Origin of the sequence: Clostridioides sp. ZZV14-6154 (genome assembly GCF_020657785.1) — a bacterium.
GTDB lineage: Bacteria > Bacillota > Clostridia > Peptostreptococcales > Peptostreptococcaceae > Clostridioides.
On record NZ_JAGWCY010000007.1, the window covers coordinates 135000 to 155443 of the forward strand.

The 20444-nt window shown below is 29.1% G+C and carries 20 protein-coding genes; 18 read left to right on the forward strand and 2 right to left on the reverse strand.

Features of this window, described 5'->3' with window-relative positions:
* Position 1: 1 nt before the first annotated feature.
* From KGF45_RS14620 to KGF45_RS14630, 3 genes are all read left to right on the forward strand, one after another.
* The gene (locus KGF45_RS14620; RefSeq protein ID WP_227829652.1) at positions 2–796 is read left to right on the forward strand and encodes an electron transfer flavoprotein subunit beta/FixA family protein; all 795 of its coding nucleotides are present in this window, start codon (positions 2–4) and stop codon (positions 794–796) included.
* Between the two features lie 13 nt (positions 797–809).
* Positions 810–1829 carry an electron transfer flavoprotein subunit alpha/FixB family protein gene (locus tag KGF45_RS14625; protein ID WP_413841237.1) on the forward strand — a complete coding sequence of 340 codons (1020 nt, stop codon included), beginning with the start codon at positions 810–812 and terminating at the stop codon, positions 1827–1829.
* A gap of 98 nt (positions 1830–1927) precedes the next feature.
* Positions 1928–3304: a sigma-54 interaction domain-containing protein gene (locus KGF45_RS14630; RefSeq protein ID WP_227829650.1), complete on the forward strand. Its 1377-nt coding sequence runs from the start codon at positions 1928–1930 to the stop codon at positions 3302–3304.
* A gap of 162 nt (positions 3305–3466) precedes the next feature.
* On the opposite strand, the gene KGF45_RS14635 is transcribed toward KGF45_RS14630, so the two are convergent.
* Positions 3467–3811, reverse strand: a complete 345-nt coding sequence (locus tag KGF45_RS14635; RefSeq protein ID WP_227433370.1) for a hypothetical protein — start codon at positions 3809–3811, stop codon at positions 3467–3469.
* 495 nt (positions 3812–4306) lie between these two features.
* Here KGF45_RS14635 and KGF45_RS14640 point away from each other — a divergent pair, with 495 nt between their 5' ends.
* From KGF45_RS14640 to KGF45_RS14660, 5 genes are all read left to right on the forward strand, one after another.
* A complete protein-coding gene (locus tag KGF45_RS14640) occupies positions 4307–5317 on the forward strand; it encodes a DUF4116 domain-containing protein (RefSeq protein ID WP_227842800.1) in 1011 nt (336 codons plus the stop codon).
* A gap of 114 nt (positions 5318–5431) precedes the next feature.
* Positions 5432–5920, forward strand: coding sequence for a flavodoxin domain-containing protein (locus KGF45_RS14645; protein WP_227829648.1), 489 nt, complete (start codon positions 5432–5434; stop codon positions 5918–5920).
* 189 nt (positions 5921–6109) lie between these two features.
* Positions 6110–8038, forward strand: a complete 1929-nt coding sequence (locus KGF45_RS14650; RefSeq protein ID WP_227842801.1) for an EAL domain-containing protein — start codon at positions 6110–6112, stop codon at positions 8036–8038.
* A gap of 198 nt (positions 8039–8236) precedes the next feature.
* Positions 8237–8647: a universal stress protein gene (locus KGF45_RS14655; protein ID WP_227433366.1), complete on the forward strand. Its 411-nt coding sequence runs from the start codon at positions 8237–8239 to the stop codon at positions 8645–8647.
* A 21-nt stretch (positions 8648–8668) separates the two neighbouring features.
* Positions 8669–8971 carry a PTS sugar transporter subunit IIBC gene (locus KGF45_RS14660; RefSeq protein WP_227829646.1) on the forward strand — a complete coding sequence of 101 codons (303 nt, stop codon included), beginning with the start codon at positions 8669–8671 and terminating at the stop codon, positions 8969–8971.
* Between the two features lie 274 nt (positions 8972–9245).
* Here KGF45_RS14660 and cdr read toward each other — a convergent pair whose 3' ends face one another.
* The gene (gene cdr / locus KGF45_RS14665; RefSeq protein ID WP_227842802.1) at positions 9246–11735 is read right to left on the reverse strand and encodes a CoA-disulfide reductase; all 2490 of its coding nucleotides are present in this window, start codon (positions 11733–11735) and stop codon (positions 9246–9248) included.
* 177 nt (positions 11736–11912) lie between these two features.
* Between cdr and KGF45_RS14670 the strand changes: the two genes are divergently transcribed.
* The 10 genes from KGF45_RS14670 to KGF45_RS14715 all read left to right on the forward strand — a co-directional run bounded on the left by KGF45_RS14670 (position 11913) and on the right by KGF45_RS14715 (position 19999).
* Positions 11913–12254, forward strand: a complete 342-nt coding sequence (locus KGF45_RS14670) for a rhodanese-like domain-containing protein (protein ID WP_227829644.1) — start codon at positions 11913–11915, stop codon at positions 12252–12254.
* 30 nt (positions 12255–12284) lie between these two features.
* Positions 12285–12845 (forward strand): YeeE/YedE thiosulfate transporter family protein, encoded by a 561-nt coding sequence (locus KGF45_RS14675; RefSeq protein ID WP_227840660.1) that lies wholly within the window; start codon positions 12285–12287, stop codon positions 12843–12845.
* Between the two features lie 22 nt (positions 12846–12867).
* Positions 12868–13428, forward strand: coding sequence for a DUF6691 family protein (locus tag KGF45_RS14680; RefSeq protein WP_227829642.1), 561 nt, complete (start codon positions 12868–12870; stop codon positions 13426–13428).
* A 19-nt stretch (positions 13429–13447) separates the two neighbouring features.
* The gene (locus KGF45_RS14685; protein ID WP_227840658.1) at positions 13448–14128 is read left to right on the forward strand and encodes a Crp/Fnr family transcriptional regulator; all 681 of its coding nucleotides are present in this window, start codon (positions 13448–13450) and stop codon (positions 14126–14128) included.
* Between the two features lie 401 nt (positions 14129–14529).
* Complete coding sequence (locus tag KGF45_RS14690; RefSeq protein ID WP_227842803.1) at positions 14530–15921, forward strand: [FeFe] hydrogenase, group A; 1392 nt, start codon at positions 14530–14532, stop codon at positions 15919–15921.
* A gap of 106 nt (positions 15922–16027) precedes the next feature.
* The gene (rbr, locus tag KGF45_RS14695) at positions 16028–16564 is read left to right on the forward strand and encodes a rubrerythrin (protein WP_227433364.1); all 537 of its coding nucleotides are present in this window, start codon (positions 16028–16030) and stop codon (positions 16562–16564) included.
* A 31-nt stretch (positions 16565–16595) separates the two neighbouring features.
* The gene (locus KGF45_RS14700) at positions 16596–16985 is read left to right on the forward strand and encodes a Fur family transcriptional regulator (RefSeq protein ID WP_227829639.1); all 390 of its coding nucleotides are present in this window, start codon (positions 16596–16598) and stop codon (positions 16983–16985) included.
* Between the two features lie 37 nt (positions 16986–17022).
* A complete protein-coding gene (locus KGF45_RS14705) occupies positions 17023–17409 on the forward strand; it encodes a desulfoferrodoxin family protein (protein WP_227842804.1) in 387 nt (128 codons plus the stop codon).
* A gap of 146 nt (positions 17410–17555) precedes the next feature.
* Positions 17556–19007, forward strand: coding sequence for a glutamate synthase-related protein (locus KGF45_RS14710; protein WP_227842805.1), 1452 nt, complete (start codon positions 17556–17558; stop codon positions 19005–19007).
* Between the two features lie 176 nt (positions 19008–19183).
* Entirely contained in the window at positions 19184–19999 is an 816-nt protein-coding gene (locus tag KGF45_RS14715) for an MBL fold metallo-hydrolase (protein ID WP_227842806.1), read from the forward strand.
* Positions 20000–20444 lie beyond the last annotated feature (445 nt).

The window sequence follows — 20444 nt, forward strand, 5'->3', positions numbered from 1 at the left end:
CATGAATATAGTTGTTTGCTTAAAGCAAGTTCCAGATACTAATGAAGTTAAAATAAATAAAGAGACAGGTACCCTAATAAGAGATGGTGTACCAAGTATAATCAATCCAGATGATAGAAATGCTTTAGAAGAAGCTTTAAAAATAAAAGATGAACTGGGAGCAGTGATTAAGGTTATAAGCATGGGACCTCCTCAGGCTAAAAGTGCTTTAAAAGAAGCTTTGGCAATGGGCGCTGACGAAGCATACTTAATTTCAGATAGAGCTTTTGGTGGTTCAGATACCTGGGCCACATCTACAATTATTGCTGCTGCTATAGAGAAGGTTGGAAAGTATGATGTAATATTCTGTGGAAGACAAGCTATAGATGGAGATACAGCTCAGGTTGGACCAGAGGTTGCAGAATTCTTAGGGGTACCACAGGTTACCTATGCAAAAGAAGTAAAGGTTCAAGATGATAAATTACTAGTAACTCGTTATACAGAGACAGGAGATTATTTAATAGAAGCAAAGATGCCAGTTTTACTAACTGCTATAAAAGAGTTAAATAATCCAAGATATCCAAGTGTCAAAGGAATCTTAGGAGCTTATAATAATGGAGATGCAAAGATTACTGTGTTAACACTTGAAGACTTAGCTGTTGATACAACTCAAATTGGATTAAAGGGTTCACCTACAAATGTTTACAAGTCTTTTGTACCAGTTAAAGACAAGCATAATGAAATAATCGAAGGTATAAATAAAAAGGAAAAAGCTGAGAAATTAGTAGAAATACTATTCGATTTGAAACTAGTATAGGAGTGTTAAGATGATGAGAGCAAAAGTTAATCAAGGTATAAATTTAAATGATTATAATGGCGTTTGGGTAATAGGAGAGCAAAGGGAAGGCAAAATCAATCCTGTTACTATAGAACTTATTGGTGAGGGAAGAAAGCTTGCTGACCAATTAGGAAAAGAGCTTGCAGTTGTAATAGCTGGATATGAAGTAGAGAAAGAAGTAAAGGAGTTACTTCACTATAGTGTTGATAAAGCATATTATATCAACGACCCTCTTCTTAAAGATTTCACAACTGATGGATATGCAATTTCAATAGCAGGTTTAATTGAAGAGAAAAAGCCAGAGGTTGTACTAGTTGGAGCTACTTCTATAGGAAGAGATATCGCACCTAGAATTGCAGGTAAAGTTGGAACAGGTCTAACTGCTGACTGTACAAAACTTGAAATAGATTCAACGGATAATAAGTTATTACAAACAAGACCAGCCTTTGGTGGAAATTTAATGGCTACTATTGTTTGTCCAAAAAATAGACCACAGATGTCAACAGTTCGTCCAGGGGTTATGGCAAAAGCTGTAAGAAGTGAATCAGAGGCTGGAGTTTTAGAGGTTATTACTCCAGAACTTAATGAAAAAATGATTAGAACTAGATTAGTAGAAATGCTTCCACAAGAAAAGAAATCCATAAATCTAACTGATGCTAGAATAATAGTATCAGCAGGAAGAGGATTAAAGAAGGCAGAAGGATTTGAACTAATAAAAGAATTGGCGGATAAATTGGGGGCAGAGATTGGTGCTTCAAGAGCGGCAGTAGATTCAGGGTGGATAGAGCATTCTCATCAAGTGGGACAAACAGGAACTACTGTTAGACCAGAGTTATACATTGCATGTGGGATATCTGGAGCAATACAGCATTTAGCAGGTATGAGTGATTCTAAATATATAGTTGCTATAAATAAAGATTCCAAAGCCCCTATTTTCAGTATATGTGACTATGGAATTGTAGGAGATTTATATGAAATTCTACCTGAAATAATAGAATCATTAAATAGGTAACTTCTAGAAAACATTGAATACATAGAATGGTAAGTCTTATAATATTGTATTGTAAGACTTATTATTTTTGCTGAAGGTTATAGTGGAGGGATGAAACAATGAAAGAGCACTGGTATAAGGATATATTTGCAAGAGTGTTATCCATGACTGATGATGGTTTTATTGTTGTAAATAAAGATGGAGTAATCATAGATATTAACGATAAATATTGTGACTTCTTAGGGAAAGAAAGAGACGATATAATAGGACACAATATACAAAGTATTATACCAAATACAAAAATGCTAGACATTATGAGAGATAAGTATTGTGAAGAAGGAGCTATACATCATTACTCAGGTGGAAATACAAAAGAAAAAAGTGTAATAGTAAGTAGGTCTTATGTGGAAAATGACAATGGAGAAGTAGTTGCAGGAGTAGCTCAAGTTAAATTTAGATTGCAATCCTTTGATGTAGCTAAAAAGTTAATGTCAGAATATATGGAGCTCCAATATTATAAAGAACAGTTTAAGGATAACTGTGGTTTTGACAAGCTCATAGGTGAAAATAGAGATTTCATAGAACTTAAGAAAACAGGTGTGAAAGCTTCTAAAACGAACTTCTCAGTTCTTTTAACAGGTGAAACTGGCACAGGTAAAGAAGTTTTTGCTAGAGCAATTCACAATAATAGCAGTAGGTCAGACAAACCCATGGTTAGTATAAACTGTGCTGCAATACCAGAAGAATTATTAGAATCAGAGCTATTTGGGTATGACGAAGGAGCTTTTACAGGAGCAAAAAAAGGCGGCAAAAAAGGTAAATTTTTAGTTGCGAATAATGGTACAATCTTCTTAGATGAAATAGGTGACATGCCTTTGACCATGCAAGCAAAACTTTTAAGAGTTCTTCAGGAAAGTGAGATAGAACCAGTTGGAGGTCTTAAAACTATAAAGATAGATGTAAGAGTAATCTCTGCTACAAGAAAGAATTTAAGTAAAATGGTTGAAGAGGGATTATTTAGAGAAGACTTATACTATAGGTTAAATGTAATAAATATTCATATGATGGAATTAAAGGATAGACAAGATGATATTTTATTGCTAGCAAATTATATATTAAATAAATTAAATGTTGAATATAAGGAATTGAAGGTTTTAAGTGATAAGGTTAAAAATTGTTTTATTAACTATATTTGGCCAGGAAATATAAGAGAACTACAAAATGTAATAAAAAGCGCCTATGCTGTAAGTGATGATATGGTCATTATGATGTGTGACCTTCCATCTAAAATGGATAATATCAGCAGAGTGGCTCAATGTAATGTGGATAGTAATTGCTCAATTCATGAAATGGTTGAAAATTATGAGAAGAGTTTAATTATTGATGTGTTAAGGAAGTACAATTGGAAATGTTCTAAGGCAGCAGAGGTTATGGGAATACACAAAAGTCTTTTGTATAAGAAAATAAAAAAGTATGAAATTGAATTAAACAATTAAGATGACTTTAATTAAGATTAATTAATTTTGGACATAACAAAACCCTCCTAGTTTTAGACAGTTTTACATATTTTAACTGTCTCCTAAGAGGGGTATCGTTCAAAATTAGAGTGACTTTTATCTAACATTTATAAAAACTGTTTTGAATAGTTCTTTTGTTATTTAATCATAATTTTCTACTTCTTTATCAAGTTCTTTTCCACAAGAATCACATTTATATATAGCATTATATCCGTAATCATATTCATCAACTATTTTCTTTTGTCTAAATACACCACCACAATCACATAAGAAACCGTTTTTTATAAGAGTAACAATAAATTGTGATTTTATAAACTTTATATCATTACATTTATCATTAGTGTAAAAATTATAAATATAAGAGTTGTCACATTCATCTCTCAATTCAAATTTTTCAATATATGTGTTGTTTTTTAACTCCTCAAACTCTTCTTTAGTTAAGTATGACTTTTGTTGCAATTCGTGTAAGCGCTTAATTTGGTCCATAATTTATATCCTCCTAATAATTTTAGTATTTTAAGCTTAGATAAGGACTCTAAGTTTTATTAAATTTATCTCAAGGAATTATTTAAATTATATTTAGTTTTATTTAATTACAACATAAATAAATTAGCTATAAATAAAAACTAATTTTAAAAATAATTTCCTATGAAAATCTAAATTACTAACCCCTTACTAACCCGAAAAACTAAAAAAGAAAATAAAAAATATATCCAATCTAAATGATATATAAATAAAGATATTTTATATAAATTTAACTTTAAATATCTCAACTGTAATATATAAAAATATATTATAGTTAAAATATACCACATATTTTGGGTATTGTATACTGGAATTGAAGCAATTAATTTATTTTTTAACATACAAATGATTTTATAAAAAAAAACAAGACTGAAAAATTCTTATATTATTTGATAGAATAAAAATAAGAGTAAATTTATTGAATTTTATAAAATTTATAAGGAGTGAGTTCAAGATATGCAAGAGAATAAAAATGATATATTTGAATCAATAGATAACAATGACTTTGACAATAAAACAGAAGACGAATATTTAGAAATAGTAAAGCAAAATGGGTTAAATTTAATATACATAAAAAATCAAACAGAAAAGATATGTCTGGAGGCTGTTAAACAAAATTGTAATGCGATAAAATGTGTTGATAATCAAACAGAAAAAATTTGCATGGAAGCAGTCAAGCAAGATTGGAGAATGTTAGAATTTGTGGAAGAGCCAACAGAAGAAATATGTATGTTAGCACTTAGCCAAGATGGAACAGCATTAAAATATATAGAAAATCAGACAGAAGAATTATGTTTAAGAGCTGTTGAAAAAAATGGTACAGCCTTAGCATTTGTAAAAGAGCAAACAGAAGAAATATGTATAGAAGCGGTTAGAAATAGTGAGTTTGGATTAGCAAGAGTAAAAAATCAAACAGATAAGATATGTATGGAAGCAGTTAAACAATGTAGTTATAATTTAAAATGGGTGGAAAATCAGACTGAAGAAATATGCATGGAGGCAGTAAGACAAAATGGGCTTGATTTGAAGTTTGTAAAAAATCAGACAGAAACAATATGTTTAAGAGCAGTAAGACAAAATGGTATGGCTTTAGAATTTGTAAAGGAACAGACTGTTGGAATATGCTTGAAAGCAGTGAGACAATATGGAATGGCTCTAAAATTTGTGAAAGAACAAACAGAAGAAATTTGTACAGAGGCTGTTAAACAAGATAAAAGAGCACTTAGTTTTGTCAAAGGAGATAAAGAAAAATATAAAGATTTATGCGACGGGAATGAGCCATTTGCAAAAAGATATGTTAGAAATGTAATAGAAAAAGAAAATAGAGCTTTGATTAAAAAAGGAGAAGAAAATGCAAAAATCAAAATTGCAGGAAAACTTCATGATAGAGGCATGTCTTTTGAAGATATATCAGATATAGTTGAGATTGAAATAAACAAGTTAAAGGTGAGTTTGGGGATTTTTTAATATAAAATAGTTAATTAAAAAATAATTGGATAGTCCTTTGTAGGATAGTAAAATAAGTGCTATAATTTGACATATAATAAATTATTTTTATTACACATTAAGGAGGGATTGAAATTGAAAATTACAATATTATATCAAACAAGAAGTGGAAACACAGAAAGAGTAGCTAAGTTAATAGAAGATGGTGCTAAAAATGTAGAAGGAATAGAAGTTAGACTTATGAGATTTGATAGTATTGATACAGAGTATTTAAATGAAAGTAAAGCAGTAATATTTGGAACACCAACATATTTAGCTAATACAACTTGGGAAGTAAAAAAATGGTTTGATGAGGATTCAAAAAAGATAAATCTAGCTGGCAAGTTGGGAGCAGTTTTTGCTACATGTGACTATGTCTGTGGCGGTCCTGATGTTGCAATTCTTACTATAGTAGGGCATTTAATGGTTAAGGGAATGCTTGTGTACTCTGGAGGTGGTTCTTTAGGAAAACCATTTATACATTTAGGACATGTACATTCAATTGAAGGGCCAGAAATACAAGACGAAAAAGCTGTAATATTTGGAGAAAGAATTGCTACAAAAGCAAAAGAATTATTTGCTTAATTTCTATATACATAACAATGCTTGAGATAAGTTTAATGCTTTAATGAGGATTTAAGGTAAAAATTGTATACAAATAAAAATTTTCCATAAAATTACTCAATATGCTATCAATATGAATTATAATATGATTGTAAACATATTATATTAAATAAAATAGTGAAAATTAAACAATAATAGTGAGGTAAGTTTATGGTATGGCATATAGAATATGAAATTTTTTCTGCAATTATAGTTGTTTTTTTGATGGTATACTTTTTTAAAAGTAAATTTATACCTACTTTACAAAATAAAATATACTGTGCACTTTTAATTTGTTCATTTTTATTCATAATTTCAAATGTTTTAGGCTCACTTTGTCTAAATAATATAAATAAACTTCCAATTTTTTTGACTGGTTTATTGAATCAAATATATTTATTTTTATTGCCGATACCAGCGGCTCTTGTATTATTTTATGTCATGGCTATTATTTATCAGGATATTAGATATATGAAAAAAAAGCTTTTATTTTTATCTATACCACTTATAATTTGCATAATTTTATCTATAACTAATCCTTTTACACACATTTTATTTGGATTGTCAAAAGAAACAGGTTATGTTCGTGGCTATGGATATACTGCAACTTTTTTATCATTTTTCTTTTATGCAATATATTCGGCATTTTTATCTTTTAAATACAAAAAAGCAATGCATGAATCTAAAATATGGGCTATTAGAGGTTTTCTTATAGTTTCAGTTATAGCAATTATTTTACAAGCGATTTTTTTACAGTATCTTCTTACAGGAACAGCATGTGCATGTAGTTTACTTTTGACATATCTTTCTATGCAGAATCGAGGTCTTATCATTGATGACCTTACTGGTGTACTTAATAGACAATCCTTTATTCAAGAACTAGATTTAAATATAAATACTGAACAATCAGGATTTATTATTACAATTGCTCTTGATGATTTCAAATTTATGAATGAAACTTTTGGGACTAAAAATGGAGACATCGCATTAAAAGAAGTTGGTAAATATTTGATTCATATTCATGATGTAAATCATGTGTATAGAATAGGAGGAGATATATTTTCTATTGTTGTTAATAGTCAGTTAGGAATATCTCCAGAGACAATTATCAATGAGATAAGAGAAAGATTTAAAAAACCATGGCTGATAGAAGAAATAAGTTTTAATTTATCAACTAGTATTGCAGCTGTTTCTTTTCCAGAAAATGCTGAAACGACAGAAGATGTTATAGTTGCAATTGACTTCTCTATACATGAAGCAAAACGCTCTGAATCAAGACAAGTTATTTATGCAGATGCGTCTATAAGTGAAAAGATAAAGAAAAAACATATAATAAAAAATTGTTTGAAAGAAGCTCTAGAAAATGATGGTTTTGATGTATATTATCAGCCTATATTTTCTACTAGTAAAGATAGATTTGCTTTAGCTGAGGCTTTGATTAGGCTAGAACATAAAGAACTAGGGTTTATACCACCAGATGAATTTATACCAATTGCAGAGCAGACAGGTCTTATTAATTCAATTGGGTTAGTGGTTTTTGAGAAGGTATGTAAATTTATAGCTAGTGATGATTTTGAAGATTTAAAGCTAGACACCATAGCTGTTAATCTTTCTGTAGTACAATGTATGCAGAAGAATTTGGCTGATGATTTGTTTAATATTATGAAAAAATACAATGTGTCACCAACTAAATTTAAATTTGAAATTACAGAAACTGTGGCATCAGGTTCATTTAATACAATTAGAGAGACCATGGAAAAATTAATTGATTTAGGGGTTAAATTTGCACTTGACGATTTTGGAATTGGTTATTCTGGAGTTACGAATATGCTTTCCTTACCATTTTCAGTAATTAAGTTAGATAAGAGTCTGATTTGGTCTATGAATGAAGATAGTAAGCATAAGCTCACAGTTGAAACTATTATATCGCTTATAAATAAATTAAATATGAAACCTGTAGCAGAAGGTGTTGAAACCATTGAATACGCTAAAGATTTAAAGTCTATGAATTGTGAATATTTACAAGGGTATTATTTCTCTAAACCTGTTCCAGAGGAAATTTTAAGGGATTTGTTGAGAGAAAATGCTTTTACGGTTTAATACCCTTTATTTTTTTAATTACAATTTTGTTCATTGACACTATTAGTCAAATATTATAAAATTAACACAATAATAAATATTAAAATTATTATATATATTATTAATATTTATTCCTAGAGTAAAGATTTATTATATATTTTTATAGCTTAAAATATATATTTTACTTAATTATTCTAAAGTAAGAAAGGAAGATGTGACATGAATAAAAAGAAAATATTAGTACCAATTGATGGAACAGAAAGAAGTATGCATTCTTTGGAATTTATACAAGGAATATTCAAAAAAGATGAAGTCGAAGTGGAAATAATGAATGTAAAAGAACTAGTATTTATTGATGGCATATCCCTAGCTGAAGAGATAAAGAATTCTGAAAACTTAGGAAGACGAATCCTGGACAGAGCAGCAGAGATAATGGGAGAGTATGATGTTAAAGTTCATTTTACTTTTGGTTATCCAGGAGATGAAATAATTAGAAAAGCAAAAGAAGATAATGTAGATATTATAGTTATGACAAAATCTACTAAAAAAGGTCTAACAAGAATGATAGGTTCAGTAACAGCAAGTGTAGTTAAACAAGCAAAGTGTATAGTGATGATTGTACCGGAGTAGAATTAGTGAGGTATCTGAAATATGAATAAAAAGATAGTAGCAGTTTGTGAAAGTGAAAAAAGTTCAAATTCTCTTAAAGAAGCTGCAAATATTTTAGGGTTTGACTTAGTTTATGAAATTCAAAGTGATGGAAGTATAAAAAATGAACTTTCTATATATGATATAGAAGATGCATCTATAGTGTTATTTGTTACAAGTGATTCTATAGAGAGTATAGAAAAGATTGATAGATTTATAGATAGGGAGTTTTATGAGGTTGATCCAAAATATATAATAAGTGATGCAAAATCTATAGTAAATGAAATTTTAATAGATTTAAATTAATCTTAAAAATATAGAAAGGGAGTGTCTTAAAATGATTTTTGAAAATCATAAATGAGATACTCTCTTTTATGTAAATACAAGAAATTCGCTATTGCAAAAAAGTCAACTACAGCAACCTCATTTTTTTCTACATCCTTGTTAAATTGCTATTATTAAGTGCTTGTGCCATTTGTATATCCTCCATAATTTTTATTGTCTTGCTAAGATGTTTATATTTTATGATAATAAAAAAATATATCTGTGATAATATCACAAATATATTTTTAATTTAAACTTATACAAATAGATTCAATCCAGCATCTTCAGTAGCACCTAAATATGAAGCTACTCCTCCTAAATCAACACCATCTATAAACTCTTCTGACTTTATTCCCATTAAATCCATACTCATCGTACATGCCACAACTTTTACACCCATATCCATAGCATTTTTTATTAAAGTATCTAAGTCATCAACGTTGTGCTTTTTCATTATTTGGTTTATCATCTTAGGTCCCATTCCAGCCATGTTCATTTGAGATAATGGTAATTTACCTGTATGAGATGGTAACATAATATCGAACATTTTTTCCATAGTATCTTTTGATACATTCGGCTTATCTTTTCTCTTTAATATATTAAGTCCCCAGAATGTGAAGAACATAGTTACCTCTTTACCCATAGATGCAGCTCCAGTTGCAATTATAAATGACGCTATAGCCTTATCTAAATCTCCACTAAATACTACTAGTGTTGCTCCATTTTTATCACTTTGATTTATATTGCAAGATGGATTTACATTTAATACAGTTAGTCCTTTTCTAATATATGCTACAAATGCTTTCTTTGTCTTATCAAACTCAGCCTTCATTAATGTATTTCTTGTCTTTTCACACCAAGATTGTATATCCCTGCTAAATCCTGGATCACTTGCTCTAACTTCTAATATTTGACCTTCTTGCATTTTGTTGATTTCTTCAAATACTCTTCTTATTGGTCCTGGGCATTGAAGTCCACATGCATCTAGTGTAACATTAGCATCTATTTTTGCTATATCTATGTTTTCCATATCCATATCAAAATCCTCACTATTTGTATTTATTTTCTCACTTTTATTCTGTTTATTTATGCTTTCTTCTGCTCTTTTTACTGCTAAATATGTTTTTACTCCACCATCTATGTTAATACACTTAAGCCCATGTTGTTCAAGTATTCTACAAGCAACATATCCTCTAAGTCCAATTTGGCAAGTAGCATATAACTTTTTATTTTTTGGTATTTCATTTAGTCTATCTCTTAGCTGACCTAATGGTATGTGCATAGAATTTGGAATTTTTCCAGTAGCTAATTCAAACTCTTCTCTTACATCTATTATTACACCACTATCAGCTATTATATTGTCAACTTCATTCCATTGTACTATCTCAACCAGATCCTCTATAATATTTGATGCATAATATCCTAACATATTAACTGGATCTTTAGCTGAGTTATATGGTGGAGCGTAGCAAGTTTCTATATCTGGTAAATCAAATACAGTAAGACCACCTTTTATTGCTGTAGCTAATACATCTATACGTTTTTCAACCCCTTCTATTCCAACTCCTTGAGCTCCAAAAATCTTTCCTGTCTTAGGGTCGAAAGTCATCTTAAGAGATATAGGAAATGCTCCTGGATAATATCCAGCATGAGATCCCGGATGTATATGAATAGCTTTATAATCTAGACCTATTCTTTTTAATGTTTTTTCATTATTTCCAGTAGTAGCAACTGTATAATCAAATACTTTTGCTACTGATGAACCTAATGTTCCTTGGTAAGTGATATCTCTTCCACATATATTATCAGCTACCAATCTTCCTTGCCTATTTGCTGGCCAAGCTAGGGGAATCATTGTAGGTTTTTTATTTATAAAATCAGTTATCTCTACCGCATCTCCAAGTGCATATATATTCTCATCAGAGGTTTTCATATAATTATCAACTATTATAGCTCCTCTTTCATTTAACTTAAGTCCTGCTTCTTTCGCTATAGTTGTTTCTGGCTTAACTCCAATAGATAGTATTATCATATCTGTTTTTATTTCTTTTCCACTGGATAATATTACTTTATTTCCATTTTCAGAAAAAAATTTAACTCCGTCTTTTAAAATCAACTCAATATCTTTACTTATTAAATGATCATGTATCACACTTACCATTTCTATATCTAATGGTGCCATAACTTGTTCACTTGCTTCTACTAAAGTAAGTTTTATACCCTTATCATGAAGATTTTCTGCCATTTCAAGACCAATAAACCCTCCACCTATAACCACTGCATGTTTTGGTTTATTATTATCTACATATGCTTTTATTTTATCTGTATCTGGTATATTTCTAAGTGTAAATAAGTTTTTGCATTCATTTATACCTGAAATAGGCGGTTTTATAGGCTTGGCTCCTGGAGAAAGTACTAATACATCATAACTTTCTTCATACGTTTCGCCTGTTTTGTGGTTTTTTACACTTACACTTTTATTTTCTTTATCTATTTTTATAACTTCACTTAAGTTTCTTATATCTAAATTAAACTTTAAACTCATTGTTTCTACAGTTTGAACTATTAGCTTTTCTCTTTCATTTATGCTTCCTCCTATATAATATGGAAGACCACAATTTGCAAATGATATATATTCACCTTTTTCAAACATTATAATTTGAGCCTTTTCATCTAAACGTCTTAATCTAGCCGCAGTTGATGCTCCCCCTGCAACTCCACCTACTATAATAATCTTTTTATTCATAAAAGTATCTCCTTTTTATATATTGTAAAATTTTCTGATATTTTTTTAACACATCTTTATCATATTCTAAATCCATATTTTAATCTGTAACTTAATCACATAACTTTTTATTTTTTTAAACTATAATAAAAAACATAAACCTCAATCAAAATTTATAACTAGAAAGGAGAAATTAATATGAGTTTTTTTTCAGAACTTTTCAAAGGCAGTAAACATGAGAATATTGATGGTATGGAATTAAACATACTTTTAAAAAATAACAAAAAAACATTAATATTAGACGTTAGAACATCAGGAGAATACAGTACTTTCAATATTCCAAAGTCTAAAAATATACCTGTACATGAATTAAAATCTAAATTAAACACTTTAGATTTATATAAGAATTCTACTATAGTTGTTTATTGTGCATCAGGTGCAAGAAGTAATTCTGCTGCAAAAATATTATCTAGAAATGGATTTAATAGTGTTTATAACTTAAAAGGTGGAATATCGAGCTATATATCAAAGAAAAAGTAAAATAGTATTACAATATTTTAGGAGGTAATCATGAATAATCAAAAATGGTTAAAAGGAGCAATTATATTAGGTTTATCATTTTTTATATCAGTTTTATTAATTAAGCCAATAGGAGTATCTACCCAATTTTCAGTTCTATCAGGTATAATTCATAGTACTGTGGAGCAAGGTATAATACAAGAAGATAATGAAAGAGAAACTGGATATAAAAGTGCAAATGAGTATTATGATAAATCAGATGGTAAATTAGCTAAATCAATAAAAAATCCTATTAATTATGATTTTATATTTGTACTAGCAATACCATTGGGTAGTTTTATAGGTCATGCAACTAGGAATAAAAAAGAAAATAAGCTATATTCAGAGGATATCTGTAAGGTAAATACAAATAAAAACTTTATACAAAAATACTTACCTAGCTTTATAGGTGGATTTTTACTATTATATGGAGCTAGATTAGCTGATGGATGTACTAGTGGGCACATGATGAGTGGTATGATGCAATCAAGTGTTAGTGGATATGTATTTGCAGGTGTTGTATTTGCGGTTGCTATACCAACTGCTATTTTAGTTAAGAAATTCAAATATTAATAAGAAGTTAGGAGAAAATAATATGAAAATATTACTTGCCATATTACTTGGAGCATTCTTTGGATATGCTTTATATAAAGTTGGAGCTACAAGCCCAAAAAAATTATTATCTATGTTAAGATTAGAAGATTTACATTTAGCTAAAGTTATATTATTTGCGATAGGTTTTTCAAGTGTACTCCTATATTTAGCAAACTTAATAGGAATATTTAACTTAGATCATTTAAGTATTAAAACTATGAACACTGGTGTTATACTTGGAGGGATTATATTTGGGTTAGGCTTTGGAAGTGCTGGAACTTGTCCTGGTACTTGTGTTGGTGCAGCATCAGGAGATAACTTAAAAAAAGCAATTAGTACTATTTTAGGTGGACTTACTGGAGCATTTGCATTTTCGATGTCATATGCTTCTCTAAAATCAATTGGATTAATTTCAAGCTTAGATATGAGTAAATTAACATTATTTAATTTATCACCAGAGTTTCCATCATTATTCAATTTAGGATTTACGGGATTACTTATAACTGGAGTCTTATTTATGGGTGGTTCTCTACTACTTCCAAATTCTATAATAAAAAAATAATTAATTAGGAGGTGTTAATATGAGTCATATAAATATAGAATCGTATTTTAAAGATAAACTACCATTTTTCAATGATTTATCTGAAAGTGAAGTAAAAGATTTAATTTCAGCAAGTTATATTCAAAAATATAATAAAGGTGAACTAGTTCATTCTAAAAATTCAGCTTGTACTGGAATAGTAGTAGTTTTAAATGGTCAGCTTAGAAGTTTTATGACTTCAAATTCAGGTAAAGAAATTACTCTTTTTAAATTATTTGAACGTGATATTTGTATGTTATCTTCTTCTTGTGTATATCAAGATATTACTTATGATATCAATTTAGAAGCCGAAAAAGATTCTTCAGTTATTATAATTGATAGTAAATTTTTCAAGGAAATTTCTAGTAACAATCTTAGCATACAAAACTTCTTTCTTACTTTAACTCAAGATAAATTGTCTCAAATTATGTGGGTTCTTGAGCAAGTTGTATTTTTTAGCTTAGATAGTAGAGTAGCTAATTTTTTAATAGACCAATACTATTTAAATGATTCTATAAACATTAATATAACTCATGATACTATAGCTAACAATTTAGGCTCCGCCCGAGAAGCTATAAGTCGAATGCTTAAGAGGTTTGAAAATGATAAAATAGTAGAACTTTCAAGAGGAAGTATCAAAATAATTGATATAGAAAAATTAAAATTTTTATCAAGTCCGTAAAATCGAGTCTATAAAATAAAATGTGTATTCTTCTAAAAAATGGTGATAAGCAGGGTATTAATCCAATTATCAAAATAGGAGGTACACATTTTTATGTGTAATAAAACAGGACTATCAAAACATTTAATCCAAGATTATGGAAATGACATATCTGTAATAGAAAACTAATTTATTGGTATGTATTCAAAAGGTATGTCAACCTTGAGACAACTAATTTTAATGTTTAAGATTAAACTATATTTGGCTCTAGAAAATATTTCAAAATATTTAAAGAGAGAATAAACAAAAACCAAAATTGACAAAATATGGTACATAATCTAAAATAATAACAGTAATCGTTATTAATATTGAAAATTAAAGCGTAATTACGAGAAAGTCAAAATTATAAGGAGAAAGATTAGATGAAACACTCATTTACTGAAATTAGAATTCCTATTGAAAAGGATAACCCTGCAATATTTAGGGATGAATCAAAATGTGTAAAATGTGGTCAGTGTAGAACTGTTTGTGAGAAAGAAATCGCTGTAGGGAAAATGTATGACTTAGATAAGACAGGAGATAATGCCATCTGTATCCATTGTGGGCAATGTGCAGTTGTATGTCCAGTTGAATCAATTACACAAGTGTATGATTATGAAAAAGTGAAAAGTTCTATTAATGATTCAGAAAAAATAGTTATATTCAGTACATCCCCATCTGTAAGAGTTGCACTTGGTGAAGAATTTGGTATGGAACCTGGTACATATGTTGAGGAAAAGATGGTTTCTGCTTTAAGAAAATTAGGGGCAGATTATGTATTTGATACTACATTTTCAGCTGATTTAACCATTATGGAAGAAGCATCTGAATTAATAGAGCGTATAACAAAGAATGATAAATCACTACCTCAATTTACAAGTTGCTGTCCAGCTTGGGTTAAGTTTGTAGAAACATTTTATCCAGAACTGATACCAAATTTATCTACTGCTAAAAGTCCAATAGGTATGCAAGGTCCAACGATAAAAACGTATTTTGCTAAAAAGAAAGGTCTTAATCCAAAACAAATTGTAAATGTAGCTGTAACTCCATGTACAGCTAAAAAATATGAAATATTAAGACCAGAAATGAATGATTCAGGAAAATACTATAAAGATGAATCCATACGTGATATGGACTATGTGATTACAACTAAAGAATTAGCAAAGTGGTTAAAAGAAGAAGAAATTTCATTTGAAAATCTAGAGCATTCATCATATGATGATTTACTAGGTAGAGGAAGTGGAGCAGGAATTATATTTGGCAATACTGGTGGAGTTATGGAAGCAGCTATAAGAACTGCCTATTATCTAATTACAGGAGAGCAACCTCCTCAAAATATACTAAATTTCACTCCTATTAGAGGAATTGATGGAATAAAGGAGGCAGAAGTTAAAGTAGCTGATAAAGTCATAAATGTAGCAGTAATACATGGTACTGCTAATGCTAAAAGTCTAATAGAGAGTATGAATGATAATAAACATAAATATGATTTTATAGAGGTCATGACATGTAGAGGTGGATGTATAAGTGGGGCAGGTCAGCCAAAAACATCTTTTGAAGTCACAGATATGATTAGGTTTAAGCGTATAGCTGGTCTGTATAATAAGGATAATACTATAAAAATAAAATCTAGCTATGAAAATCTAGATATAAAACAAGTTTATAAAGAATTTTATGGAAGTCCACTTTCTGATTTAGCAGAAAGTATGTTACATACAGCATATAATTCTAAAAATTATATGCTAAATAATATATTAGAAAATGAGAATATTTAAATAAAAAAAATAATATTATATATAGTTGACAAAAAGTGGAAATTAATATATTATATAAATATAGAAATAGTAATCATTACTATTATTAAAAAGGGAGGAATTAATTATGAACTTAAAAGGAACTAAAACAGAGAAGAATCTAATGGCAGGATTTGCAGGGGAATCAGAAGCAAGAAATAAATATACATACTATGCATCAAAAGCTAAAAAAGAAGGGTACAATCAAATAGCTGCTATATTTGAAGAAACTGCTAACAACGAAAAGGAACATGCTAAACTATGGTTTAAACTTTTACATGATGGAATGCCTTCAACAGAAGAAAATTTAAAAGATGCAGCAGCAGGTGAAAATTATGAGTGGACTGACATGTATGCAACATTTGCTAAAGAAGCTAGAGAAGAAGGATTTGACAAAATAGCTTATTTATTTGAAGCTGTTGGAAGAATAGAAAAAGAACATGAAGAAAGATACTTAAAACTTTTAGAAAACCTAAATGAAGGAAAAATCTTTAAAAGAGAAGAAGAAGTTGTTTGGCAATGTCAAAACTGTGGTCATGTGTATGTAGGTACTGAAGCACCAGAAAAATGCCCTGTATGTGACCATCCAAAGGCTTATTTCAATATAAAAGCTGAAAACTATTAAAAATTATTATAATTAAAAAGGAATGTTAACTATGAAATTTTCTAAACAAAGAGAACTGATTTTAAATGAAATATTAAATAATCCAGTTCATCCTACTGCTGATTGTTTGTATGAAAATCTAAAAAAAGATAATCCGAGTTTAAGCTTAGGGACTGTGTATAGAAATTTAGCTCAGCTAACAGAACATGGTTTTATAAAAAAAGTTAGTATTCCAGGAAATCCAGATAGATTTGATGGTAGAACAGAAAATCACTATCATATTATATGTGAAGTATGTGGAGAGGTGTACGATTTAGAATCTGAAATTCTTAGCAATTTAAAAGAATCAATATCAGAAGAAACAGACATAAAAATAACATCTTATAACATAAGTTTTAAAGGGATTTGTAATAATTGTAGAAAGTGTAGCCAAGTAGGTTAACTTTTCAAATTCTAAAAATAATTAATGAGGTGAGTTTATGTGTAGTGAAAAAAGATTTTTTATATGTGAGACTTGTGGTAATCTTATAGGGATGATACACAGTGCAGGTGTTCCTGTTTTATGTTGTGGAAAGCCTATGAAAGAGCTTGTTCCTAATACAATAGATGCAGCAGTTGAAAAACATGTGCCTGTGATTGAAGTAGACGGAAATAATGTTACTGTTAAAGTAAGTAGTGTTGCTCATCCAATGACTAAAGAACATCATATAGCATGGGTGTATCTTATGACTGAACAAGGTGGTCAACGTAAATGTCTAGCAGTAGATGGAGAGCCTGTAGTTAAATTTGCTTTGAATGATGATGATAAAGTAGTATCTGCATATGCTTATTGTAATTTACATGGATTATGGAAAGCTGAATTGTAATATTTAAATAAACTGAATTAAAAAGGAGGCTAAAAAATAGAAATTTATTTCTATAAAAATAGCCTCCTATAAATTTATATAATTTCAAATCTTAATTTGTTTTTTTTATTTGTTTTGAGATTAATAGAGTATAAGGAGAAAATAATATGTCAATTTATAAATGTAGTGTTTGTGGATATATTTATGATGAATCTAAAAATGATAAAACATGGGATGAGTTAAGTGAAGACTGGACATGTCCTGTATGTACAAAAGGTCGTAGTTATTTTGGAAAAATAAGTACTGTGTATTTTGAAGGTGAAGAAAATAAAGAAAATAAAATAGAAGCATCTGTTCAAGAAAAATCTGATGTAAATAGTGAAAAAACAGGTGATTTAAATTATTTAAATACATATTTAAGAAGAGATGATGAAGTTGAGCAACATATGGATATAATTCATGAAATGGCTGTTACAGGAAAGTCTATAATAGAGCCTATGAAAACTAAACTACCAGTAATTTCTTGGGATGATATTTTAATTATGGGAGCTCAATTAAATCCATTACCTCTAAATGAACATGATGAAGTAAATACAACAACAATAATAGGAAAAAAAGCAAAAAAGCCTATGGTAATAGAAAATCCAGTTTATATTTCTCATATGTCATTTGGCGCTTTGTCTAAAGAATTAAAAATAGCTTTAGCAAAAGGTGCAGCTAAAAATAAAACAGCTATGTGTAGTGGTGAGGGTGGTATATTACCAGAAGAAATGGAAGCTTCATATAAGTATATTTTTGAATATGTCCCAAATAAGTATAGTGTAACTGAAGAAAATCTTAAAAATTCTGATGCTATAGAGATAAAAATTGGTCAGGGAACAAAACCTGGTATGGGAGGTCATCTTCCAGGTGAAAAAGTAACTGAAGAAATTGCCAAAGTTAGAAATAAGCCTGTAGGACAAGATGTTATAAGTCCATCTTGTTTTGAAGAAATACAATCAAAAGAAGACTTAAAGAAACTTGTAGATGAGCTTAGAGAGGTCTCAGAAGGACGTCCAATTGGTATTAAAATTTCAGCTGGGCACATTGAGAGAGATATGGAATTTATAGCTTATGCTAAACCTGACTTTATGACTATTGATGGACGTGGTGGAGCTACTGGAGCAAGTCCAAAGTTACTTAAGGATGCAACTTCAGTTCCAACAATATTTGCTCTTTATCGTGCTAGAAAATACATAGATACACATGGATTAGATATAGACTTAGTTATAACAGGTGGTCTTCGTATATCTACTGACTTTGCTAAGGCCATAGCTATGGGAGCTGATGCAATTGCAATTGCTAGTTCTGCTCTTATGGCAGCAGCATGTCAACAATATCGTATATGTGGTTCTGGTAAGTGTCCTGTAGGAGTAGCTACTCAAGATGAGGAATTAAGAAAAAGATTACATATGGAAAATAGTGCAAATAGAGTGGCAAATTTCTTAAATGTTAGTTTAGAAGAGCTTAAGACTTTTGCTAGAATTTCTGGTCATAAAGATATACATGATTTGAGCGTTGATGATTTATATACAGTTAACTCTGAGATATCAAATTATACGAATATACAACATGTATAAATTTTTAATTTAAAACTATCTAATAATACGAGTTTATAAAAGAAAATAAATTTAATAAAAAGAGAATTTTATATTATAGAATTCTCTTTTTTAATATGAAATTGAAGAGATTAAATTGTAAAATACATTGTAATATCGTACTATTAAACTAAACAACAATTTAAGGAGTGATTATTATGGAAAAGATGCAGATACAAGTTCTCGTTGATAATAATACATATATTGATAGGTACTTTGTTGGAGAACCAGCAGTTAGTTATTATATTGAGATTGATGGAAATAGAATTTTATTTGATGCAGGCTATTCAGAGGTATTTATATCAAATGCTGAAAAAATGGATATAGATTTAGGAGACTTGACTCATGTTATTTTTTCTCATGGACATAATGACCATACAAGGGGTATTCAATTTTTAGCAAATAAATATGATTTATCTAAAGTTAAGCTTATAGCACACCCTAATTGTCTTAAACCTAAAAAATGTGGAGGTGATAATATAGGAGCACCATTTTCTATTGAGAAAGCTAGAAATACTTTTATGTATGAACCAAAGAGTAAACCTTTTAAGATAAGTGAAAATTGTATATTCTTAGGAGAGATTCCCTCTATAAATAACTTTGAAAAAAGAGCAAAAATAGGAAAATATAAATCAGAAAATTTATGGGATGATGATTATGTTTTAGATGATTCGGCTATAGCATGTAAGACTGATAAAGGTATTTTTATTGTTACAGGATGTTCTCATAGTGGAATTTGTAATATAGTGGAATATGCCAAAAAAGTATGTGGTGATAATAGAATTGTTGGAATCTTGGGTGGTTTTCATATTTTTGAATTAGATGATAGACTAAGTAGTACTATTCAATATTTGAAAAAAGAAGAAATAAACATGTTGTATCCTTGTCACTGTGTTTCTTTTAAGGTAAAGGCTAAGATGAATGAAATGTTAAATGTAAATGAAGTTGGAGTAGGATTAACTATAAGTATATAGGACTTGAATTAAGTTATATAGTTTTAGAAAAGCCAATAATGAGTTTGAAAAAAATAAGTTTGTTTCAAAAAAATTAAGGGAATTAACAACAACTACATAGGTATAAATTAAAAGCAAAAGGGGCTGTCTCAAAATAGAGATAAGCCTCTTTTTCATTGTTGAAATGATGAAAATATATCTGATTTCATACAAAAAGAGTGCCTCATGAACTAAAAAGTTCATTTTGAGACACCCCCCTTTTTATATTATGTATTTATTTTAAGATAAAAGGAGATGTATAGTATTAATTAAAAAAAAAGATGTTTTTAATTATTTAATATTTTCATTAGTAGATAATTTTATTATGTATTAATAATGATGATATAAAGAGAAGTAAATTAAATTAGTTTATCTAAATACAATATTATTTTAAATATAAATTTATTTTTATATATAAGTCTTAACG